Here is a 21,766-nt window from a genome sequence, read left to right on the forward strand (position 1 = left end):
CGATGATCGTGACGAGGGGCGGGTGGTTTCGGCGATCACCCGCCCCGCCGTGGGCGTTGTGCGTGGTGGCGCTGCTGTTGGCGGTCATCGTCGTCGACCATCGATCACTGTCGTGGTGGATGGTGGTCGGTGCGGTGTTCGCGCCGCTCGCCGCCCTGGTGACGCTTCGGGCGTACCCGCTGATCTCGCTGGCGACCTGCGCGGTCACAAGCCTTGCCAGCGGTCTGGCGATCCACGACTCGGTGCCGGTGTGGAGCGCGGCGCTCGGCGCCGCACTGTTCATGACCAGCCTGCTGGCCGGGCGCCGCGCACCTCAGCCCCTGCCGGCGCTGGCTGTTCTTGCCGTCGCGGCAGTGCTGGGCATCGTCCACGGCCTTATCACCGGTGGCGGCTGGGGCACCGGCCTGCTGATGTTGGCCCTGGTCGTGGCGCTGCCGTGGGCACTCGGACGCATCGTGCGCCAGCAGGACCAGCTGGTGATGATGAGTGCGGAGCAGGCCCGACTACAGGAGCGTGCGCGCATCGCCCGCGACATGCACGACACGCTCGGGCATGAACTCAGTCTGTTGGCGCTTCGTGCCGGCGCGCTGGAAATGGCACCCGGGCTGGACGAGCGGCACCGGGCGGCCGCCACCGAGCTGCGCTGCGGAGCCGGTACGGCGACCAGGCGGCTGGCGGAGATCATCACCGTGCTCCGGGATGGCGCACCAGCACCATTGGAGCCGGTCAACGACCGGATCGAGGAGCTCGTCGAACGTGCCCGACAGGCCGGTGTCACGGTGTCGCTGGACCGCGACGGCGGAGAAGGCCTCCCACCGGGCGTCGACCGGGCAGCCCACCGGGTCGTCCAGGAAGCGCTCACCAACGCGATGAAACATGCCCCTACCGCGCCCGTGCGGGTGCGTGTGTCCACCACCGACGGCACGACCACCGTCACGGTCACCAACCCGCTGCCGCCCGGCCTGCGACGCGGACCGGGCAGTAACGCCGGGCTGGCCGGCCTGCGCGAGCGGGTACGCCTGGCCGGTGGCGCGATCTCGGCCGGCCCGCGTGGGGAGCAGTTCGAACTCGTCGCTGTCCTGCCGCATCGGGGAGAGTCATGATCCGGGTGATGCTGGCCGACGACGAGGGAATGATCCGGGCCGGTGTACGCGCCATCCTCGGCGTGGATCCCGCCATCGAGGTCGTCGCCGAGGCCGCCGACGGCCGGGAGGCGATCGAACTCGCCCTCGCCCACCGTCCCGACGTCGCCCTGCTCGACATCCGGATGCCCCGGCTCGACGGGCTCGCCGCCGCCGCCGAAATCCTCCGTGCTCTGCCCGGAGCCGGGGTGGCCATGCTGACCACCTTCGGCGACGACGAGTACGTTGCCCGGGCGCTCGACAGCGGCGCACGCGGCTTCCTGCTCAAGTCCGGCAACCCGAGAGACCTGCTCGCCGGAATTCACGCGATCTCCGAAGGCGGCGCCTACCTGTCCCCGGACATCACCGCGCGGGTCATCGGCAAACTACGCTCGGCCGGCCTCGGTCGCGCCGCCGAGGCCCGTGCGAAGGTGCAGCAGCTCACCCAGCGGGAACGCGACGTGCTTGCCCTCATCGGCGCAGGTCTGTCCAACAGCCAGATCGCCCGCCGGCTGCACCTCGTCGAAGGCACCGTCAAAGGGCACGTCAGCGCGATTCTCGCCCGGCTGGACCTCGGCAACCGCGTACAAGCTGCCATCCTGGCCCACGAGGCAGGCCTCACCGCCGAGTGACCGGTGGGGGAACCGGCTCGGTGAGTCTCCCCGGACCCGCGGCGGCGAGCCCGCGGCGAACGGCCGTCGTCGGTCCGGGTGACGCCTTGTTCCTTCCGGCTGCCGGCGAGCACCAAAGCCCAGGCGGTTGAGTACAACCCGACCGGGCCGGAGCAACCGGGCAAGATCAGCCGGTACCAGCGGATGCTACAGACCATTCAGGAGACCGGGGACTCCGGCATCACGCCGGGCCGGATTCTCGCCCTTCCCTATCCGCAGCCTGACGCCAACCAACACGGCTCCGAGAAACCCGGGGAACATCAGCATCGTTGCCCTCCACCTGATGAACCGTACTAAGTGGAGTAGCGGGGGCCGCGGGTCCGGTTGATCTGCTAACCTCCATCCATCTGCATAGCGCAGGGTGCCTACTGTCCGGCTAGATGACTGGGGGCAAACCGGCCCGGCCAGTCTACGCTATATCAGCATGACTAGAGTCGATGCCGAGCGTCGACTAAGGAGGCGCAGATGCTCAAAAGGCTTCGGTCCTTTCTCGCGGTGGTCGTGACGGCAAGTGCCGCGCTCTTGGTGCTGGGTTCACCCGCGCAGGCGGCCCAAACTGCATACCTCGACAGGATCCAGTGGCTGTCGGCGAGCCCTAAAGACTCCATGGATAAGTCATGCCAGACCAAGTCCATCACGTTGGCTAGCGGGCGGTACGCGTGGGGCTACGCGAAAGGCTCTGAGAACATCTGGCTCCGAGACATAACTCTCGACGCCGGAACCTACACGTGGCAAGCTTGTCTCGACCCACGTAACGGCATCTACTACTTCACCTCGGTGCTGGACGGGCCTTCGGACCCCGCCACCATCAACACGTTCACTAGTTTCGAGGCGGACGGTTACTGGCGTTGGGGCAGTTACCTGGACCCCTACTTCTAAGCCGTGCGCAACCTGCTGACGAAGGTGCCGAAGTCGGCGCAGCCATGGATCGCGACGCTGGCCCGCACGATCTTCGACCAGCCCGACGCCGAAGCCGTCCACGCCCAGTTCCTCCGGGTCGTGGCCACGATCGAGGCGAAGGTCCCGGCCGCCACCGAGCACCTCGACCACGCCCGCGACGACCTGCTGGCATTCACCAGCTTCCCCCGCGAGATCTGGCGACAGATCTGGTCGAACAATCCCCAGGAGCGGCTGAACAAGGAATCCGCCGCCGCACCGACGTCGTTGGCCAGGGCCTTTGCGTAGTCGCCCGGGGGCGCTTCTGACCTGGGCTTTCACGGCGTCATCGGCCTGATCAAAGGTGACGTGGGACGGGTGCGGCCGGTCGGTGATCATGGAGTTGCTGAGACAACATGACACCGAGAAGGACCGCATCCGCGCATGTCATCACCGCTGATCGACGTGATCCGTCAGCACGCCCCTGCCCCATCCGGCGCGACGCCCGCTGTTCGGGAGGCATGTGGCCTGTTGGAGGCCCTGGCGCGGTTCGCGACCCGCGTGACCCGCGTGGTGTCCGGTCCCACTGGCCAGCGTGCTTGCGGTCGCGGTGTGCGCGGCGATGGCCGGAGCCAGCACGTTCGCCGCGATCGGGACTGGGTCGACTAGGCCGCCCGCGTCCTGGAGGCGTTCGACGGCTCTGCTGTCTCCCTGCTGCCTCCGGCCGAGGAAACGCCGCCAGAAGGCCCTATCGACGGGGACGGACATGACCTGTGAGCTGCGGCGGAGCGCTCAGCCGGGAAAGGGACGACCCCGCCGGGGGGAAAATGACCTGACGTAGCAGCGAGCGTGATCGCCGTACCGCGTGGTCAGACGCATCGGTCGTGCCGTCGAGCATGATCGAGTCGAATCACGCGGGACGGCGTTCGCTGACGATTCGCTGACTTTCATGTCAGGCGCTGCGCGGCGCCCGAGGACGGGCGGAGACGGGCCGCAAGCGCGCCGACCGCATCCGCACGACGAAGCTCAGTACTGCTGGATCCGCCTCGTGGCTTGGCAGACTGACGGCGTGACCGATGAGCACGGCCAAAACGAACCCGACACCGACCAGCCGCCCCGGACACCAACTCTGAGAATCGCGAGGCATCTGGCAAAGGAGTTGGAAGGGGTGGCGAGTGTGGAGATCGACGGCATCCAGGGCGGGATGTCGGTTAGCGTCACACCGCGTAACCCCCATGCTCGCGCCTTCGGATGGACGGATTCTCCGAACAACTCATCCTGCAGGTCGGCGACTACGGCGGCCGATGGGAACTGGAAGCCAGCCCCGAAGACGTCGCCATGCTCGAAGACATCGCTCGCTCCGTGATCGCCGGCAGGGTTCGGGAGGTGTTCGCTCCGGGTCGCTCGGCAATCTCGGTCACACTCGCCGATGGATCCGTGAAGACCGAGATCGGAGGCGAAGCGCCGGCCGGTTGCCTGCCACTACCTTTCTGGCGGCGTTGGTCCCGCAGCATCCAGTACGTCCCGTACAGGTAGTCCAGTGTGAGCGTCAGTTTGGAAGATCGCGCTCCACGAGCCGCGATGCCCGAAACGCCTACTGTCGGCGGCAGAGCTGGGTGCCGCTCATGACCGCTGGGCGCCACGGTTACGGGCCCGTGGATGGCACGCGTTGATACAAGCGGGTTACCGGCCCATCGGATAACTTGCCCTATGCCCGTCATCGATCTGAGTGCGCCGGCCAGCCCCCCGTCGCTTCGCAGGACGACAAACCCGCGACTCGTGGCAGCGCTGGCAGTCTTGGGGCTCGGGTGCCTCAGCGGGGAGCCGGTGAACCCGCCGCAGCTTGCCCCTGAGGTGCGGTGCGAGTCATGGCAGGAATCCATCGCGGGCGAGGCGGATCCGGTCACCGCTCCGGTAGGAGGTGCCCCACCAGGGGAAACCGCGAGCGTGCGGGTCGTGGTCGTTGTGGATCGTCAAACCGGATGTGTCGTTTCGGTGCACCGGTAGCGTCAACCACTTGGGTGCCCTCGTATGGTCCGCGGACTGCGACGACGTTGAGCGCGATGCATGCTGAACAGGTAGATAGCCAGCAGAATGAAGAAGGTCAACGTCAGGGCCAAATCGATCCTTGACATCGGCTTCTGCCAACTGCTGGGTACGACCTCGCTGCTCATCCGGACCAGGCCCGAAAGGCTCACGAACACGATCGCCGAGGCCCAGAGCCTAGGACGATGTAGCTTGACGCCGAACAGCCTGACAGCTCCGGCGCGCCGACTGCGGACGACCACGACGACGGTGAGCACAAGCATCGCGAGAGAGGCCCCAGCGATCAGAACGCCCGCTGCCGTGAGCCAAGACGCCTCAGAGGTCGTCACACGCGCCAGATTAGCCGGGCCGTGCTACCGCCTCCGACCACAGAACATGCGTCGACCGCCACGCCCAGCCGTCGCCCCGTCGGCTGCGGCCGTGGCGTTTATCAGGGCATCACAGTGCCTGCTGTTCGTCTGACAGGACCTCCCCTGGGAAGACTACGCGGCACGCCGGAGACAGGTTCCATTCGCCGGTTGGTTGAGTCGCAGCCTGGTTCCAAATCTTGTGCACCGCCTCGAAGAGATCGATGACCTCGTGGGCTGTGCGAGCGCCGCGGGATCAAGCGCCAAACCGACGACGTCGGGGGCAACCTTCTCTGCGAGTGGCTGGGCCTCGGCTAGCTTGGGCCATGCGACGACCAGGACCTTGTGCCAGATCTCCGGTGGGAAGGTGTTGGCGAGGTGATGGCTCTCCCCGACCGGGAGATCCCGCAGTCGTCGCTCCGCCTCCAGCGTCTGGCCGACGTAGAGCAGGCCCCATCGAAGCCAGACGCCGTAGACCACGGGTCCCTTGATCCCGTCCCCGCCATGCCTCGCACCGACAAGCGCCTCACCCAGACGGTGGGCAAACCGGTACCTGCTCCGGCGCCAGGACCGCGCTGCCTCCCGCCCTGATGTGAGCTGCTGTAGCGCACCACGCCAGGCGAGGAACGCCTCCTCGTCGTAACTCCCCAGATGGTTCGGCAACTTGTCCTCGTCCTCGTTGGGCGACAGACACGAGGCTAGATCCCGAGCGGTCGAAGGTACATGGTTACCTGCGTCCGTCTTCCGCTGCCCCGCGCTTGCACGGCGCCTTGATCGGCCGGTGGAAGTGGCTGCCGCGCTGCGGTGGCTCGGCAAGGCGTCCCTGCCGTTGTCGGCGTTGGCGGAGGCCGCGGTGGTGCGTCCGGCGTTGGATGCCCTGGGGCTGACGATGGACGGGCGGCCGGCGGCGGCGTCGACGACCAGGCGGCGGCGCTCGGTGTTCTATAACGTCCTTCAGTACGCCGTGGAGCTGGAGCTGTTGGACTTCGGCCCGGTCGACAAGCTGCGGGTGCGGCCGTCCCGGCGGTAGGTGGCCGGGGGTGGACCGCCGGGTCGTGGTCAACATCCGTCAGGCGCGTGAGCTGTTGACCGGGGTGACGGACGTCGGCCGGCGGGGGAAGAACGGCCGGCGCGGTGAGCGCCTGGTCGCCTTCTACGCCTGCCTCTACTTCGCGGCGCTGCGGCCGAGTGAGGCGCTGGGCCTGCGGGAGCGGGACTGCCATCTTCCGGCAACCGGCTGGGTCTGCTGACGGTGGAGAAGTCACGGCCAGCGGCCGGGAAGCGCTACACCGACAGCGGCGAGGTGCGCGACGACCGAGGACTCAAGCACCGGGGCGACACGAGTCGCGGGAGGTGCCGATCCCGCCGGAACTGGTGACGATCCTGCGGGCGCACATCGACCGGTTCGGCGTCGGCGCCGACGGGCGGCTGTTCCGCAGCGACCGGGGCAACGTGGTGGCGTCCCTCCACATACTCCCGCGTCTGGGAGGAGGCGCGGACGCTGAGCCTGATCCCGGACCGGGTCGCCTCACCCCTGGCCGGCCGAGCCTACGATCTGCGGCACGCCGGGGTGTCGCTCTGGCTGAACGCCGGGCTGCCGGCACCCGAGGTCGCGCAGCGGGCCGGGCACTCGGTCGACGTGCTGCTCAAGGTGTACGCGAAGTGCATCGACGGGGACCGCACCCGGATGAACGAACGCATCGAGGCGGCGCTCAGCCGATAATCCCGCACCGTTCTCGGAACTGGGTGAGCCACTCGTCCACCTGTGCATCGTCATGCAGGTACGGCTCCTTCGGCCCGTGGCGCAAATCGATGCCGGTGAAGATTCCGAGTGCCCACCACACCGCTTGGTCGACCTCGACGCCTTCCAGGTCGAGCATGGTCCGGGTAGCCCAGCGGTCCACCTCGTCACGCGACTGGCTGCCGGAGAGGATGGCTGCGAAACGCGCTTCCATGTCGGCACGGCTGGGAGGGACCGGCTGCGCGGTCGTCACCGGCGCGGTCCTGTCAAGCCGATCTCCGTTACTGCTCATCGAGAGGGCTCTGACCTGCCCGAATAGGCCGGCGCAAGCGTCCAAGATCATTGCACGTATTTTGCATGGACGGCTGCAAACGGCGGCTACTGGTGGTATCTGGCTGCACATGCCGACTGATCGGCCGAGGGGCGTATCCGCAGGTCAGGTGGCGCTTTTGCTGATCGTCGAGGTGCCCCCGGCAGGATTCGAACCTGCGACACACGGTTTAGGAAACCGATGCTCTATCCCCTGAGCTACGAGGGCGCGAGTGCCTAGTCTAGCGACCTGGGGGTTCACCTGGGGTGGCAGGGAGTGGCCCACGTTCACCCACGTTCCCCGGACCGCCGTTCTCCCAGCCCAGGACCACAGCCGGAGCACACGAACCCCGGTCTGCGACCGGCGAGTCGGCGGCGGTGACCCGCGTTGGCACGGGTTGGCCCGGGGTGGTATCCGCTGGAGAGCACACACCGCGCACATCATCGAAGATCAACAACGTTCCGTTCGCATACCTACCGTAGCCGTCGCCACCGGAGGAATCGCGGAGCCCTCACCCTGGGGTCGCTCGAACCCGCCGCGATTCTGACCATGACGGTCCCCAAGCGTCCGCACACGCCGACGAGCGGATGTCGATAACTTCGACTGGAAAGCTTCTTGTGGCGCGGAACCGGATTGGGTTGCGTGAGTCGGGCTGACAACTTGTCAACGATCGCCCTGGCTCTCAGCCGAGCGGTCCTCCCGGCGGGCGTCTTCGCGGTAGGACCGGCTCAGCTCGTCGAGCAACGCTCCCGAACGAGGCCACCGCCCGCGTACACGGTCCGCCGCCGCGCTGTACTGCTCGGCGAGCGCGCGCTCCTGCCCTCCGCCGTCGTAGACACCGCGGCTGGTGACGCCGCGCTGGTTCATCCTCGCGACAGCGAGATGCTCGTCGAGGTCTGTGTCTCCGAGAATCTCGAGGACATCCCGGACTGGCTCGCTGGGCCACGTGCCGTCCTCATCTGCGACGGCGCCGGACAGCGCATCGCCCAGAACGACGGGCAGCACCCGGGCGCGGCCGGACGCGGTGAGCATCTCGCGTACCGATTCCAGCCATCGCAGCATGTCCTCGGTGGTCGGTAACTGTCCGTCGACGGAGCCCGGGAGCGGCGTGCGCCATTTCCGCAGGACGGTCCAGGCCGCGCCGAAGGCCCGTGACGACGCCGCGTTGTCCCTCGTCTCTTCGTCGGCTGAGTTCGCGCCGGTGTCCGGGTCCGGCCCGTACATCAAGGACACGAGGCCGACGAAGCGGGCGGGATTGCGGGCGAGTTCTCGGTGCAGGGCTGTCGGCCTGCGGCTGTGGTCGAGAAGCGGCTGGTAGAACCACTCAAGGTCTGCCAGCAGCGTGTCGTCCGCGCCTGCTTCCTCGAGACGGTCGAGCAGGCGTCCGACCGTGTACTGCGGCGACCGTACGCGCGAGATGTCTTCGGTCGCTGCGAGGGCCGGCGCCTTCAGAGCCTGGAGGGCGAGGTCGAGGTCGGCGCCGAAGCCGGCGTGGCTGAGCAATTCGATCGCGGCCCAGGCCCGGCCGCGCTGGAGCAAGTGCCGCGCGACGGTCGGCGTCAGGTCGTCCGGAACTCCCCACGGTTGCATGTCGCGCCAGAACTCGTCCTGCGTGTCCGACTCCAGGCCGTCCACAAGCGTCAGCAGAGCACCGTCGATTGCCGCGGTCCGGCACAGCGCTCCGGCCTGCGCGGGCCTGGCCACTGCCGTGGCAGCGAGCCAGCCTGCGTCCTCCCGCTGTCGGTGCACCGCCAGGCCGGCGGCCATCGCGTGCAGGGGCTGCGACGAGCCCGCGAGGTGCTCGAGGACCGCTGGGTCGTGGTCAGTCGTTACCGAAGCCAGGGCGTCGCCGACGGTTGCCGGATGCTCGGACGCCTCGGCCAGGCGAAGGACCGCTGGAAGCCCGTCGCTGAGGCAACGTCGAACCGCTTCGGCTCTCGCGAACGCGAGCGCCTCCGGATCGGGGTCCTCGCGGTCGAGGTTGAGCCCGCGTCGAAAAGGCAGCCACGAGAACAGCTCGGCATCTTCGGGGTGGCTCCCCGGGAGGGCGTGAGCGTCCAGGAACGCCTCAAGGGGCTGGAGGGCTTGGTCGGGCAGCGCCCAGCCCGCGTCCGGGTGCCGGCGGTGCATCGCGACCCTTTCCGCGAGGCTGGCGAGCACGGTGCGACGGCCCTCCTCCTGCAGATCGGGCCATGCGGTCTCGGCCGCGTCCAGTAGCACGAGCCTGCCGGCCTCCCGGAAGCGGTCGACGAGAGCGAGGGCGGCGGCGAGCCGGCCCGGGTCGGCACCGGCATCATCGGCGATGCGTGGGGCCAGAGCGTCCAGTGCGTCGACGACGTCGTTGACGGTAGCGTGCGGCGGCCGCGACCAGTCCCGGAACTTCGGGCCGTTGACCAGAATCATCCCTCGGTTGGCGTGGCTGACGAGGTCGAGTTCGAGCCGCCAAGCCGCCATCGGCGCGACGGTCCTGACGGCGTCGACCGCAGCGATACGCGCCGCCGCGTCACCCGCACCTTGCGGGATGCGCAGGTGCAGAGCGGCAGCCAGAGAGGCGCTGGGCCGGTTGGCGAGCCGCCCGCCCGGGTCCCGGTCTGCGAGGCGGCCGAGCACGACAGCTACCCGAGACAGCAGTGCAGGGGACCAGGCGAGGCTCTCCAGCGCCCACAGCAGCGGGGAGTGGGCGCTGTGGCCGCCCAGCCCGAAGTCGTCGGTCGTCTCGACGAACAGCGACATCACCGGCGGGTCGGTTTCGTCGAGGGAATGCTCGACGCACGCGAGGAAGCCCTCGGGCCAGGCCTCAGCCGTCAGCGGCAGTAGATCAGCGACCGCATGCCACCGCGCGGCGTCGGCGCGATGGAGCAACTCGCGGACGACCCGAGACGCGCGCTGCTGACCGGTGAGACCACCGGGGAGTTCACGGTCGCCGACGACCGCGCCGAGAGTCGCCGCAGTCGTGGCCACCCCGCGACGTAGCGTGTTGGAGTACCGTCGACGCGGCACGCCGGTCTCGCTGAGCGAGGCAGCGATGCGCTCTCGTGCGGTTAGCCCTAAAGCGGGGTCGCTCTCGCCCAGCACGCCCGGCGCCAGCGACTGGAACGCATCCAGATCCTCAGCCGTCAGCGCATGATTCAGGGCGTCCCAAGCATCCACCGGATCGGCGAACTCCCACCGACGGCCTCTCAAGAGCAGCGGCGCGTCCTCGCCTGACGTCAGCGTGCTCAGATCCCGGGCCGTCGCCCGCCAGCCGCGGTCGGTCAAGCTCTGCAGCGCTTCCAGGTCGCCCTGAACGTCGTCGGCCCAGGCACCGGCGAGCAACAGCGGAGCGAGCAGGTTCGCCGTGGTGTCCAAGGCCCACGGCGGCTGACGAAGCCAGCCGGGCCGGCCGATGCGCCGACGCAGCGATGCCAGGCTCCGTCTCGCCGCCCGTGCGTACTCGTCGGCACGGTCACGGTCGAGCCCGGCGGCGATCCAGACCTCCCGTGCGAGGTGCCGGTGCAGCCGTGGGAGCAAGACGTCGGCGCGCCGGCCAGCGCGCGGCAACACGACGTGGTGACCGGCGCGGAGAGCGTCGCCGATCTCAGGCTCGGCGAACACCGGCACAAGCACCATCGGGCTCTCGTGAGCGGCCACCCGCCGCCATGCCCGCACGTCCTCGACGACCAGGGCCCGTTCGAGGAGCGCTTCAAGCTCAGCCGGCGCGCCGGCTGAGCTCGCGAGCCCCGTTGCGGCGTCGCCCTCCTCCGCCGCGGACGATCCGACGGGCTCGCCCGGCTCCGCATCCGCAGCGGCGCCGACGGGTTCCGCTGTCCCGCCGGGCGCGTCCACCGGCGGACCTTCGGACGTCTGCCGCGGCGTCGTGGTCACGTCCTGCGGCGGCTCCGCCATCAGACTGGTCGCAACGAACGCTACAGATTCGTCCCGGCTCGCAGAAGCCACCACCTGCTCGCCCGGCTCGGCGCGGAGCCGGTTCCGGAGGCGGCGAACTTGGTCGTCGCGGCCCGCCAGTAGCAGCGCTGCCGGGATGGCCGGCTGGGTGCGCTCGGCCCAGCTCCGATACCAGTCGCGAAGACCAATCACGCCGTGCGGGTCCCGCCCGAGATGCTCGGACGCCAGCCACCGGTGCACTCCAGGGCACAGCGTGAGCCACGCGGCAAGGTCCTCCGCGTCGAGCACCCGGATACCCGCCCAGCCATCGTCGTCCTCCGTGCGACGATCAACCCAGTCCTGCGAATCGGGCCACCGCCGGCTCGTCACGAACACGAAGACGACACCCGCACGCTCGTCCCGGGTGGACCCATCGACCCGCTTGCGGTAGTCGCGCTGCGCCTTGTCCTGCGGGTCACGGCCCGTGCCCAACTCCCACACGGAGCGGCCCGGCGGCACGAACGGTGGCGCGCCGGGCGGGCTCGTGACCTCGCCATCGAGACCGGGCAGCCCGACCGCTTCGGCGGCGGGCATACGGAGTGTCTCCGGAGCGGTCACCGCGAGGATGAGGCGCCGGACCAGCGTCGGCAGGTGCTCGCGCGAATCGTTGCGCTCCGACCATTGTTCTAGATCGGTCGCGGTCAGCAACTCGGTCATCGGACCTCCCTTGCCGCCTCAACATAAGGCATCCGGACGACACGTGTCCCCGCCGCAGCGCTGTGTCCGCGTCACAACTGCGGTCCCGGGCCGTAGCCCCGCTCGAGGCGACGCTGACCGCGGCGTATCCGCTCATGGCCGCTGACGGCGCCGCATCAGCGCCGGTCGCGCCGAGCACGGATCCATCGCTCATGTCGAGTTGGGAGCGCCGCTTGTTCGTTTGCCGATTACCGCTGGCGTGTCGGCCACATTTTTTGCCGGACGAGGCGATGAAGGTAATCGAATAGCTTCACTTCGCTGCGAGCCCGCCTTTACGTTCGAACCTCGAGAGATCGGCAAGAAGGTCCGGGAGGAGCTCGTCTCCTGCGGCACGAACACCATGGTGCCGGCGTACTCACGGCAGATCGAGCGCGCCCGCCAAGCCGACGCAGCGCTCGTAGAAGGCGGAGTGCGCGTAGAAGCGGTACTTGTAGGAGTCGGTTTCGCCAGCACACGCGACGGCGCCCCCGCCACGGACCCTGTGAATCGTGCTGACATTCGACCATGCCCACTTGGCAGACTTGCGCCCCATAGCCATGATCTTCCTGGCCGTGAGCTCGAGCCGCCATCCTGATCTACCACGAACCGCGCGCTACCGCAGCGTTGCGCCGTAGAACGCGCAGAGCGAAGCTAGGCTATAAAATTGACAGTGCGAAGGCCAGCTCGTGCTCTTTATCTATCATTGGCGGTCACCCTAGAGAATGGAGGCTTATGTCTATGACCGTTCTGGATCTCCACTCTTCGCTCGTCCGAGGTCGGCGGGCCGTCGAGGCATACATCACTGAGTGTCGCGACCAACTCGGTGAGTACACGTGGGATGAAGAACATGCCACAGTCCGCTTGACTCACGCCGCGCATCCGGTCGCCAAGTATATCCCCTTCACCCGCAACCAGGAGGGTGGAACTCCTACCTCTAGCGGAACCGGCGCCGACTGGCTATGGTGGTGGCTATCCTCGTCTGGCGAATGCTTCGGGATGCTCGTTCAAGCGAAGAACCTCAAGCGGGTTGGTCGTAGATGGGACGTCGACCTCAATTACGCGAAGCGCAGGCAGATCATTGATCTGCTCAACGCCTCCGATCTCCTCAAGGTGCCAGCAGTTTATGCGCTCTACTGCGGCGATCTTGCATATCGTCTTGATCTTACCTGCGGTGCAGGCCACACCGCTGGCGCCCTCGACCGATGTCACCGATCTGCTGTTTGCGTCCTGCCCGCCCTGATCGCCAGCCAGCTCGCTACTTTCACCGCGCTCGACTCTCAAGGCCAAGCCGCCATTGATGCATACCAGTATGCGTTCCCCTTGGAGGATCTCGCAGACAACAGCCAGGGGACACCGTTCGTTGACGATCTCAACCTTCATCACATCGACGGCGAATTGTTAGAGTTCCTGACCCAGCCGCAAGGCATGCCGCGTGACATCGCCAAGAAGATCTTCGGCATGGTTTCGAGAATGCGGTCGGGCCAGTTCGCTTTAGCGGTTAGCGAGCACCAGCGGGTTGGCGAGAATGTTGTTGTCTTCGGGGATCTCCCGGCGGACCGAGGGCATTTCGGCGTGCCTTACTTTGATCATGTTCTGCGAGGTCTTCGTCGTCAACCTCCGGACTACCTCGTCGCGGTGGCGAATGGCGAGGACCCTGCGCCGTGGCTGTCCAGGCTCGTGGCAGGGATAGTGCTGTTCGATGCGGTGTGACGCTGGCGAGTACGAGGGTCTCCGTAGGGCCACACGACGCCGCATGACCTTTATCTCAGCCCTGACGTCGGCGCGAAGCTTGTGTTGCTCGGGCTGAGGCGCATCCATCCGCCCCCGACCTGGTTGCTGTAACCAACTGTGGCTCCGACGGCTGGCGACCGCTTCCCTTTGCGAGGGCGCGCTCTCATCTTGTCGGCCGAGCGCCACGGACAGACACGAGAGGCTCGGCAGTGTCCACCCGACTCAGCCGAAATACGTACACAGTCGATGGACCTTGTTGCTAATCGCGAGGGGTCGGCAGGGATCCTTTCAGGCATCGGGGGATGGCTGAGTATTGACGATACCGAAGGGCACATGGACGCTCGGTGCAAACTGAGACGTAGAGATGAGGTGCCCCTGCTGGTCATCGAAGAAGATATGCGGTTTGAGGACGCCGATAACAGCACCTTTGTCGATGCCACCTAGAAAGAAAGCGTCATTGACTGTGACGCCCCACGACTTGAGGCTGGCAACAGCACGCTGATGGGAGGGTGCATTACGAGCCGTAACGATGGAGACGTGCAGTCGAATCCTGTAGGTGGGATCAGAGGCTCGCTTCGCTTCTTCTCGCCGCTGAATCTTGTTGACCTGCTTCAGGAAATCATGCAGAGGACCGGGCGAGTGCGGCGTCACAGCGTTAGCCGTTTCATGGGCGTGAAATCCATCAAGGTCCTTTGTTCTGCATAACCCTCTCTGATGCGTCGTCTGCAAGAACACCGTCGAAGTCGAACGCGATCCGGAGGTCGTTGTCACTGTCGTCCTCCGTGTATCTGGAGGGCAGGACCTGGCCAGCGGGAAGGTTGCGTGCTACCGCCTCTTTACATCCGTCGGGTTTGCCGACAAAAAGAGTGACATATGGAGAACGGGCATGAACTTGTATGGCGACTTGCCTTGCATAAAGATAGCTCGAGTGATGGGGAGTCCATGATGTTCGACAGATTTCATCACCCTCAGGCCCGTATCCGGATCATTGCGCGAGAGAATGATCACTTCGACCAAGGGACCATCCTCCTCGCCCAGGTCATTAAGCGAGAGGAGTCGCCTTATAAAGGGGAACGCGACACCGGAGTCGAGGGGCTGCTCCAGTTTGTCTTCCTGATACTTCCGGTATTCCTCTTCGCCGTGGTCGCGGAATACCTTATCGGAGGCTGTGAGGTCGAATAGGGCGCTGGAGGCAACTCCTATAACCAGTCGGTTTTCCAAGTTATATGGCAACGTGCGACCTTCTTACCTTTCGGCTATTCGGATGACTTTCCGGTTGACTATTATAGACCAGGATCCACACTGGTTTGAAGCTCATTTGGGCCTGGTGAGGCGTACACGGACGCCTGGAACGGTAGAGGGAGCCAGACTTATTACTTTTGATGGTCCCGACGATGGCGCACTGCGAGCCGCAGTACAGCAGGGCAGTCGTCTTGCCGCTGCCCGAGTTGATGCGAACGAGGACCGGGTTCGGTAGGAACGGCTCCAGGTCCAACGGCCGGCCTCGGTGGCAACCCTTCAGGGCTTCGAACGCCGGCTCAGGTCACGACGCGGACGCCGGGCCAGCGTTCGGCGGGGCGGTAGCGGGCGAGCCGCTGCCGGGAGATCTCCGGGCTGACCCTGGTCGGGTTGCGCCGCCACACCCCGTCCAGCAGGTCGTCGAGGCCGTGTGGTGCACACACCCTGATCCGGTCGTACGTGTCGAGGCGTACCGCCACGGCGGTGGCGTACTCGGGCCAGGTGGCGACCGCGTCAGCGACGGTCCGCAACGCGGCCACCGGGCCGCCGCCGAACTTGGCCGGGTACCAGGTGTGCACGGCGGCCTGGTTCTTCGCCTCCCACGGCGGCTCCGACCAAGCCGCCACCAGCCGCTCGGTGGCCCGGTCGTCGTTGTCGCGGCTCAGGTCCGCCGCGTCGAGGAAGACGACGTCGACGTCCCGCACCAGCGAGGGGTCGAAGCCGTCGCCGTACCGCTCGCTCCAGACCAGGTCGCGGATGGCACCCGCGCCGATCCAGGCGTCCGGCGGGCCGCAGTCCCGGACGACGTCCAGTGCCCGAATCAGCCACGGGCTGCGCCGGATCAAGTTCCGCAGTTCGTCTTCCCGCATTGTTTCCCTTGTTACCACTTTTGGGATTCCTGGGTCAGTCGAACAACCGGCCCACGAGGGCACCTTGGCCGGACTGCAGGACGTGCGCGGCCCGTAACGGTATCCAGAAGCACTCGAAGCGGGTGGGCTCCCGCTCGCCGTCGTGGTCTTCCTGGCTCGGCCACCGCTCGGGCGTCGCCCCGTTCAACGTCAACTCGAAGACGTGCCGACGTTGGATCTCGAAGCGGAGCGGGCTGATGTCGTACTCGACCTCCCCCAGCATGCGCACGACGCTGAGCCCCGTCAGTCCGGTCTCTTCGCGGGCCTCCCGTAGCGCCGCGTCCGCCGGGTCCTCACCCGGGCGGACGCTGCCGCCCGGAACCTGGATGCCCACCTCCTCGTAGCTGAAGTCGGTGTGCCGGAAGACGAGCAGGTGCCCTTCCCGCACGACGTAGCAGAGAACCTTGTTGGTGATCACCTTCTCGGGCATGGCGCCTTCCTCCACTCGTTCCTGGTGCGTCTACCCAGGGTCTGGCAGGTGCGGATCGGGCAGGCCGAAGATTGCTTCCTGGGCCGCTCGGGCGAGGGTGGCCTGGGTGGTGGCGGGTAGTCCGAGCCTGTTCCAGTGGAAGATCACGTGCAATGCGATTACTGCCCGGAGGCCACGGGTGAGTGTGCTGTTCTCCCGTGGGCGGTGTAGGGCTGCGCCGGCGTTCGCGAATGCGGTGTGCCAGTTGCCGGTGCTGCGAGGTGTGCCGAGCAGCAGGCTCCGGACGTCTCCGGTGAAGCTCTCCCACCTGCGGGCATCGGTTGTGGGCGGATGGTTGAGGTGTGCTGCGCGGTGCTCGACGACCTGTGCCCATACGTCGCCTTGTTCGTTGAGGTCCAGTGCTGCTGCGCGCATCAGGGCAGTGCACAAGATGAGGGAGTGTTCGCGCCGGGTGGTGGGGTGCTGGTGGAGGTAGGTGAGAAGGTGGCGGCTGTCGAGGTGGAACAGCGTGTGCGCGGTGGTCATGGCGTCGTGGCCACCAAACGCGTGGGTCTCGGCTTCGTAGATGTCGCCGGTCCAGGTGACCCCTTCGGTGAGTAGCCTGCGGGCGTGGTCTCCGCTGTCTGGGATGTCTTTGGGTAGGTAGCGGATGCGCCAGGCGCCTTTGCGGATGAACCACCAGGAGGTGATCAGGCCGGCGGTCTCGGCGGCGGGAAGCACTCTGCTGAGGTGGGCGACCGCGTGTTGCTCGCGCTCCCGGGCGGTCTGCCCAGGGTAGATGATATTGACCTGGTGCCAGAGGGTGTGATCCACGGCGGCTCTTTCTCAGGAGAGGAGGAGACAGGTGTCCCAGGCGGTGGCGGCGGCGGTGACGAGATCGGCTCCCGCCTTGCCGTCGAGAAGCCCCTCGGGCTCGTTGGTGGTGAGGGCTGCCTGCCGGTGGAGATCGTCGACGAGGTCGAGGGGTATTGGGTGAGGGCGTCGGAAGCGACGCGGCGGGCGGTGGCCAGCAGTCCGGCGGTGCCGTGGCACAGGCCTCGGCCGGCGAGCCGCCGAATCTGTCCGGGGTCGGTGACGCAGCTGATGAACGCGGTCTCGGCGAGGTGCTGGCGGGTGGTGTCGTGCAGGGCGTGTGCGGTGAGTTGCTGGGCACGGGCGATGCCGGGGGTGCCGTAGCACCAGGACGGCCGCAGCGGGGTTCGCTGGGCGTTGTTCGCCGACCGGTTCCGGGCCCGGGCCGACGTGTATGCCGTGCGGTGGGACAATGCCCGTACCGGCGCTGCCGGGTGGATGCCCGCGGTCGCAGGTGGTTGGCGTAAGGGTATGGACCGGCGGGGCGCCGCCCACCTGCCACGCACGACGGAGGTCGTCGCGGCGCATCTGGTCGGCGACGTGTTCATGGGCCTGTATCCGCTGATGCCCGGCAACACCTGCCACTTCGTCGTGGCCGACTTCGACGGGCCGACGGCGATGCTCGACGCCCTCGCGTACGTGAAGGCGGCACGGGCCAGCGCGGTGCCGGCCGCGCTGGAGATCTCCCAGTCAGGCCGCGGCGCCCACGTGTGGGTTTTCTTCACGGGCGCTGTTTCCGCGGCCACCGGGCGGGCTGTCGGCACGGTCCTGCTGCGTGAGGCGATGGTGCTGCGCGGGTCGATGGATCTGCGGTCGTACGACCGGTTGTTCCCCAACCAGGACGTTCTGCCCGAGGGTGGCTTCGGCAACCTCATCGCCGCACCGCTACAGGGTCGTCGCCGCAAGGACGGACTGACCACGCTTCTCGACCTCGGCACGCTCGAGCCGTACGCGGACCAGTGGGCGTTCCTGTCGACGCTGGACCGGCTCAGCCCGGGCGACGCCGAACGGATCGCCCGGCAGGCCAAGCAAACCGTCACCGGTGCCGACGTCGCCACGATGAGCCGGTCCGCCGCGACCCAGGTCCATCCTGCGCTACCTCCGGTGGTCTACGCGGAGGCCGGTGCCGGGCTGAGCATCGACGCCAGACAGCTCGCCCCCGCCGCGCTGGCGACGTTCAAGCACGCTGCTGCCATGCTCAACCCGAAGTTCTACGAGTTGCAGCGACTACGCAAGTCAACCTGGGACACCCCACGCTTCATCCGGGGCTACGACCTCACCCTCGATGATCACCTGTTCCTCCCGCGGGGCCTGCGGCACACGATCGGCACCATCGTCGAACGCGCCGGGTCGCGGCTGGCCGTCACGGACATACGAAACTCCGGGGCCGAGATCGACACCGCGTTCACCGCCGAACTCACCGGCAAGCAGGCCAACGCGGTCGGCGCACTTCTCGCCCACGACGACGGAATTCTGGTTGCCCCACCGGGCTCCGGCAAGACCGTCATGGCCTGCGCCGTGATCGCCGAACGCAACACCTCCACCCTCGTCCTCGTCGACCGCAAAGCCCTCGCTGACCAGTGGCGCGTCCGCATCGAGCAGTTCCTCGGAGTCAAGCCCGGTCAACTCGGCGGCGGCCGACGCAAGCTCACGGGCACGGTGGACATCGCGCTGCTGCCCTCCCTGGCGCGGCGCGACGACGTCGCCACCCTGACGCAGGGGTACGGGCACGTCATCGTTGACGAATGCCACCACCTTGGCGCCGCGGCGTACGAGCACTCGGTCAAACGGATCGCCGCGCAGTTCTGGCTCGGCCTCACCGCCACCCCCACCCGGCGCGACGGCCTCGGCCAACTCGTCACCTGGCAACTCGGACCCGTCCGTCACACCCTGACCGACGAGGAACAAGGCACCCTCGCGGCAGCGATGCACGTTGACGCCGGACCACGTCGAGCGCTGTTCATCCACGAGACCGCCTTCCAGCCCGGCGACATCGACCTTGACGCGCCCGGCGCGCTCGCCGAGATGCACCGGCGACTGGCCCTCGACGAGCCCCGTAACACCCAGATCGCCGATGATGTCGCCGTAGCCCTAACGCGCGGTCGCAACTGTCTCGTCCTGACCCGACGGGTCGCCCAGGTCGAGGCACTCACCGCTCTGCTCGCCGCACGCGGACGTCAGGCGCTCGTGCTTCAAGGCGCGATGAGCGCCAGCGAACGGCGAAGCGTCGTTGACCGGCTCGACGGTGCCAAGGCCGGCGACGGCCTGCTTGTCATCGGCACCACACCGTTCATCGGGGAAGGCTTCGATGCCCCCGCCCTCGACACCCTCTTCCTCGACGGTCCGATCTCCTACGACGGCTTACTCGTCCAATGCGCCGGCCGCGTCATCCGCGCCGCGCCCGGCAAGGACGTCGCCGAGGTCCACGACTACCACGACCCGGCCACACCCATCCTGGCCGCCTCACTCCAACGCCGCATGCCCGGATACCGGGCACTCGGCTTCACCCGAACATAAGTGCCTCCGATCGCGATCACCATGGCTCATCCCACCGGTTACGGGGATTGACAAAGGCCAAGCGTGCTTGGCCTAGCGTAGTAGGCTGACGGGCATGGGCCGGTTCTCCGAGGATGAGCTGCATGCGGTGATCTCCAGGTATGAGGCGACACGGGCTGCTGCGTTGACCGAGCGGGATGAGCAGTTGCGGGCGTTTCATGCGGCCGGCTGGCGGCCGGTGGATCTGCAGCGGGTCACCGGATACAGCCGGGAGACGATCCGTCAGGCACTACGACCGGAAGTCCGCGCGGCGACCAACCTCAGCCGGCGCAGGACATCACCCCAGCCGCCGGCGGACTATCGGCCCTACGGCGACCGGAGGCCCTACGTGGTGGCCGAAACCCTTGCCGCACTGCGCGGCCCGACCGGCGGCACGGTGGCGCTTCCGCGCCACCTCGACTGGTCCGGGCACGCCGAGTACGACCTGAACCGGACCGCACGCCTGGCCAGCATGTACAAGGTGGTCCTCACCGAGGCCAGTACGGTCGAGGACCTGAACACCTGGCTCGACGCCGACCTCCTCCGGCGGCTCTGGCCCACCCTCTGGCTGCCGCCCCAGCTCCGCCAACGTTGGGAGGAAGCCTTTCCCGAACTCGCCGCCACCCGCAGCGACGCGGAATAGCGGTGGGCCCCTTCCGCGAACGCCTTGGAGGCCCCGCAATTCGAACACCTAATGGCCCGCATTTCGAACATGGCCTTGCCGCAAATCGAATGCAGCTCCCCTCGCAGATCGAAACCACCGCGGCTATCATGATGTCGTGCCGACACCGCATCTGATTCCGCGTCGGGCCGCCGCGCAGGTCGACGCCGCTCTGGCCGACACCCGCGTCGTGCTGATCAGCGGAGCACGCCAGGCAGGCAAGAGCACGCTGGTCCGCATCGTCGCCGGCGATCGTCTAGCCGAGCGCCGTGATCTCGACCGGGCGCAGGACCGGGCGGCGGCGATCGCCGATCCGGTCGGGTTCGTGGACTCGCCCGAACTCCTGGTCATCGACGAGATCCAACGCGCTCCGGAGCTGCTGCTGGCCATCAAGGCAGCCGTCGACGAGGATCCCCGCCCGGGCCGTTATCTGCTCACCGGCTCGTCTCGCCTCTTCGGCATGGTCGCCGCCCCGGACGCGTTGCCCGGCCGGATGGAAACCGTCGAGCTCTGGCCGTTGTCCCAAGGTGAACTCGACGGAGCGCCGGACGGATTCGTCGACGCCCTGTTCGCGCTCGGTCCGGATCTGCGACACGAGTCGGAGGTAACCCGCGCCGACTACGCGGCCAGGATCGTGCGCGGCGGCCTGCCCGAGGCCACGACCCGCACCGACCCGCGACGCCGCCAACGGTTCCTCGACGCCTACGTCCAGGCGCTCATCGACCGCGATGTCCGGCAGCTGTCCGACATCCAGCACAAGGGCGAGCTACGCAAGCTGGTACGCCTGCTCGCGGCCAGATCCGCGACCATCATCGCCGCCAACTCCCTCGAATCCGCCCTCGGACTGAGTCGACCGACGATCGCCCGCTACCTCCAGGCCCTGGAAGAGATCTTCCTGATCAAGCGGATCCCCGGCTGGTCCCGCAACCTGGGCACCCGCACCACCGCCGCGCCAAAGCTGATCTTCGTCGACTCCGGCATCGCCGCCAACGAGATCGCGACCGACGCCCGGGCACTGCTCCGGCCGGGCGCACCGTTCGGACCGCTACTCGAATCATTTGTCCTGTCCGAGCTGTCCCGCCAGCTCACCTGGTCCGAGCAGTTCGTCGACCTGTCCCACTACCGTGACCAGAGCAGGTACGAAGTCGACGCGGTGCTCGAGAACCGATCCGGCCACGTCGTCGGGATCGAGGTCAAAGCAGCCACCACCGTCGGGCCCGACGACTTCCGTGGGCTACGCCGACTCGCCGACCGTCTCGGCGACGACTTCATCGCCGGCCTCGTCCTCTACACCGGCACCTCGACGCTGCCGTTCGGCGACAAACTTCGCGCCCTACCAGTCAGTGCCTTGTGGCAGGTTCCCGCCCCGCCAGCAGACTGACCTCGCCCCCCTCCGCAGGTCGCTCCCAGCCGACGAGGGCCCACCGAATGACCTAACGACCTGGTCTGCTGATCTTCGGCAAGCGAGCACAGCAACGGGCGTGTCCGACCCGCTAACGTGAAAACAGAACAGGAAACCGCAGGTCATCAGCCTATGGGTACAGATAGAGCGTCGTCTTAGGAAACCGATGCTCTATCCCCTGAGCTACGAGGGCGCGAGTGCCTAGTCTAGCGACCTGGGGGTTCACCTGGGGTGGCAGGGAGTGGCCCACGTTCACCCACGTTCCCCGGACCGCCGTTCTCCCAGCCCAGGACCACA

At 67.4% G+C, this 21,766-nt stretch carries 16 protein-coding genes, 1 tRNA gene and 3 pseudogenes; 12 read left to right on the forward strand and 8 right to left on the reverse strand.

Annotated elements, in window-relative coordinates; translation table 11 throughout:
- The first annotated feature begins 2 nt into the window (after positions 1-2).
- The 8 genes and pseudogenes from E1166_RS11285 (at position 3) to E1166_RS31950 (ending at position 6,784) form a co-directional block, all read left to right on the forward strand.
- Positions 3-1,103, forward strand: a complete 1,101-nt coding sequence (locus E1166_RS11285; RefSeq protein WP_132338250.1) for a histidine kinase — start codon at positions 3-5, stop codon at positions 1,101-1,103.
- A complete protein-coding gene (locus E1166_RS11290) occupies positions 1,100-1,753 on the forward strand; it encodes a response regulator transcription factor (protein ID WP_132338252.1) in 654 nt (217 codons plus the stop codon). Before E1166_RS11285 ends, E1166_RS11290 begins: the two co-directional genes overlap by 4 nt.
- A 504-nt stretch (positions 1,754-2,257) precedes the next feature.
- Entirely contained in the window at positions 2,258-2,671 is a 414-nt protein-coding gene (locus E1166_RS11295; protein ID WP_132338254.1) for a hypothetical protein, read from the forward strand.
- Positions 2,672-2,680: 9 nt separating this feature from the next.
- A pseudogene (locus E1166_RS11300) lies at positions 2,681-2,961 on the forward strand (transposase); the annotation flags it as partial.
- A 958-nt stretch (positions 2,962-3,919) separates the two neighbouring features.
- A complete protein-coding gene (locus tag E1166_RS11310; RefSeq protein WP_132338256.1) occupies positions 3,920-4,204 on the forward strand; it encodes a hypothetical protein in 285 nt (94 codons plus the stop codon).
- A gap of 1,638 nt (positions 4,205-5,842) precedes the next feature.
- Entirely contained in the window at positions 5,843-6,091 is a 249-nt protein-coding gene (locus tag E1166_RS11315) for a hypothetical protein (RefSeq protein ID WP_132338258.1), read from the forward strand.
- Positions 6,092-6,101: 10 nt separating this feature from the next.
- Positions 6,102-6,311 carry a hypothetical protein gene (locus E1166_RS30870; protein WP_165944314.1) on the forward strand — a complete coding sequence of 70 codons (210 nt, stop codon included), beginning with the start codon at positions 6,102-6,104 and terminating at the stop codon, positions 6,309-6,311.
- 320 nt (positions 6,312-6,631) lie between these two features.
- A complete protein-coding gene (locus tag E1166_RS31950) occupies positions 6,632-6,784 on the forward strand; it encodes a hypothetical protein (RefSeq protein WP_243710303.1) in 153 nt (50 codons plus the stop codon).
- Here E1166_RS31950 and E1166_RS11325 read toward each other — a convergent pair.
- The 3 genes from E1166_RS11325 to E1166_RS11335 form a co-directional block, all read right to left on the reverse strand.
- The gene (locus tag E1166_RS11325; RefSeq protein ID WP_347813020.1) at positions 6,774-7,016 is read right to left on the reverse strand and encodes a hypothetical protein; all 243 of its coding nucleotides are present in this window, start codon (positions 7,014-7,016) and stop codon (positions 6,774-6,776) included. The genes E1166_RS31950 and E1166_RS11325 overlap by 11 nt on opposite strands.
- Before the next feature lie 251 nt (positions 7,017-7,267).
- A tRNA-Arg gene (locus E1166_RS11330) sits at positions 7,268-7,340 on the reverse strand.
- A gap of 435 nt (positions 7,341-7,775) precedes the next feature.
- Complete coding sequence (locus E1166_RS11335; protein ID WP_132338262.1) at positions 7,776-11,693, reverse strand: hypothetical protein; 3,918 nt, start codon at positions 11,691-11,693, stop codon at positions 7,776-7,778.
- A 756-nt stretch (positions 11,694-12,449) separates the two neighbouring features.
- Between E1166_RS11335 and E1166_RS11340 the strand changes: the two genes are divergently transcribed.
- Complete coding sequence (locus E1166_RS11340) at positions 12,450-13,421, forward strand: hypothetical protein (protein ID WP_132338264.1); 972 nt, start codon at positions 12,450-12,452, stop codon at positions 13,419-13,421.
- A gap of 309 nt (positions 13,422-13,730) precedes the next feature.
- Here the strand turns inward: E1166_RS11340 and E1166_RS31955 are convergent.
- The 5 genes and pseudogenes from E1166_RS31955 to E1166_RS32675 all read right to left on the reverse strand — a co-directional run.
- A pseudogene (locus E1166_RS31955) lies at positions 13,731-14,675 on the reverse strand (5'-nucleotidase).
- Positions 14,676-14,980: 305 nt separating this feature from the next.
- Positions 14,981-15,550, reverse strand: a complete 570-nt coding sequence (locus E1166_RS11350) for a nucleotidyltransferase family protein (protein ID WP_132338266.1) — start codon at positions 15,548-15,550, stop codon at positions 14,981-14,983.
- Positions 15,551-15,584: 34 nt separating this feature from the next.
- Positions 15,585-16,019, reverse strand: a complete 435-nt coding sequence (locus E1166_RS11355; RefSeq protein WP_132338268.1) for an NUDIX domain-containing protein — start codon at positions 16,017-16,019, stop codon at positions 15,585-15,587.
- A 30-nt stretch (positions 16,020-16,049) separates the two neighbouring features.
- Positions 16,050-16,832 carry a thiopeptide-type bacteriocin biosynthesis protein gene (locus E1166_RS11360; RefSeq protein WP_132338270.1) on the reverse strand — a complete coding sequence of 261 codons (783 nt, stop codon included), beginning with the start codon at positions 16,830-16,832 and terminating at the stop codon, positions 16,050-16,052.
- 12 nt (positions 16,833-16,844) lie between these two features.
- Positions 16,845-17,224, reverse strand: a pseudogene (locus tag E1166_RS32675) (lanthionine synthetase LanC family protein); the annotation flags it as partial.
- 118 nt (positions 17,225-17,342) lie between these two features.
- On the opposite strand from E1166_RS32675, the gene E1166_RS11370 reads away from it, so the two are divergent.
- The 3 genes from E1166_RS11370 (at position 17,343) to E1166_RS11380 (ending at position 21,448) form a co-directional block, all read left to right on the forward strand.
- Complete coding sequence (locus E1166_RS11370; RefSeq protein WP_243710305.1) at positions 17,343-19,388, forward strand: DEAD/DEAH box helicase; 2,046 nt, start codon at positions 17,343-17,345, stop codon at positions 19,386-19,388.
- Between the two features lie 94 nt (positions 19,389-19,482).
- Entirely contained in the window at positions 19,483-20,049 is a 567-nt protein-coding gene (locus tag E1166_RS11375; protein WP_132338274.1) for a hypothetical protein, read from the forward strand.
- A 136-nt stretch (positions 20,050-20,185) separates the two neighbouring features.
- Positions 20,186-21,448 carry an ATP-binding protein gene (locus E1166_RS11380; RefSeq protein WP_132338276.1) on the forward strand — a complete coding sequence of 421 codons (1,263 nt, stop codon included), beginning with the start codon at positions 20,186-20,188 and terminating at the stop codon, positions 21,446-21,448.
- Positions 21,449-21,766 lie beyond the last annotated feature (318 nt).

The organism is Micromonospora sp. KC213 (assembly GCF_004348325.1).
Lineage (GTDB): Bacteria > Actinomycetota > Actinomycetes > Mycobacteriales > Micromonosporaceae > Micromonospora.

Excerpts from the sequence above, each read along its gene's own strand:
- E1166_RS11285 (WP_132338250.1), top strand. The coding sequence starts at position 3 with ATGATCGTGACGAGGGGCGGGTGGTTTCGGCGATCACCCGCCCCGCCG.
- E1166_RS11290 (WP_132338252.1), top strand. The coding sequence starts at position 1,100 with ATGATCCGGGTGATGCTGGCCGACGACGAGGGAATGATCCGGGCCGGT.
- E1166_RS11295 (WP_132338254.1), top strand. The coding sequence starts at position 2,258 with ATGCTCAAAAGGCTTCGGTCCTTTCTCGCGGTGGTCGTGACGGCAAGT.
- E1166_RS11310 (WP_132338256.1), top strand. The coding sequence starts at position 3,920 with ATGGACGGATTCTCCGAACAACTCATCCTGCAGGTCGGCGACTACGGC.
- E1166_RS11325 (WP_347813020.1), bottom strand. The coding sequence starts at position 7,016 with ATGGAAGCGCGTTTCGCAGCCATCCTCTCCGGCAGCCAGTCGCGTGAC.
- E1166_RS11335 (WP_132338262.1), bottom strand. The coding sequence starts at position 11,693 with ATGACCGAGTTGCTGACCGCGACCGATCTAGAACAATGGTCGGAGCGC.
- E1166_RS11340 (WP_132338264.1), top strand. The coding sequence starts at position 12,450 with ATGACCGTTCTGGATCTCCACTCTTCGCTCGTCCGAGGTCGGCGGGCC.
- E1166_RS11350 (WP_132338266.1), bottom strand. The coding sequence starts at position 15,550 with ATGCGGGAAGACGAACTGCGGAACTTGATCCGGCGCAGCCCGTGGCTG.
- E1166_RS11355 (WP_132338268.1), bottom strand. The coding sequence starts at position 16,019 with ATGCCCGAGAAGGTGATCACCAACAAGGTTCTCTGCTACGTCGTGCGG.
- E1166_RS11370 (WP_243710305.1), top strand. The coding sequence starts at position 17,343 with ATGGACCGGCGGGGCGCCGCCCACCTGCCACGCACGACGGAGGTCGTC.
- E1166_RS11375 (WP_132338274.1), top strand. The coding sequence starts at position 19,483 with ATGGGCCGGTTCTCCGAGGATGAGCTGCATGCGGTGATCTCCAGGTAT.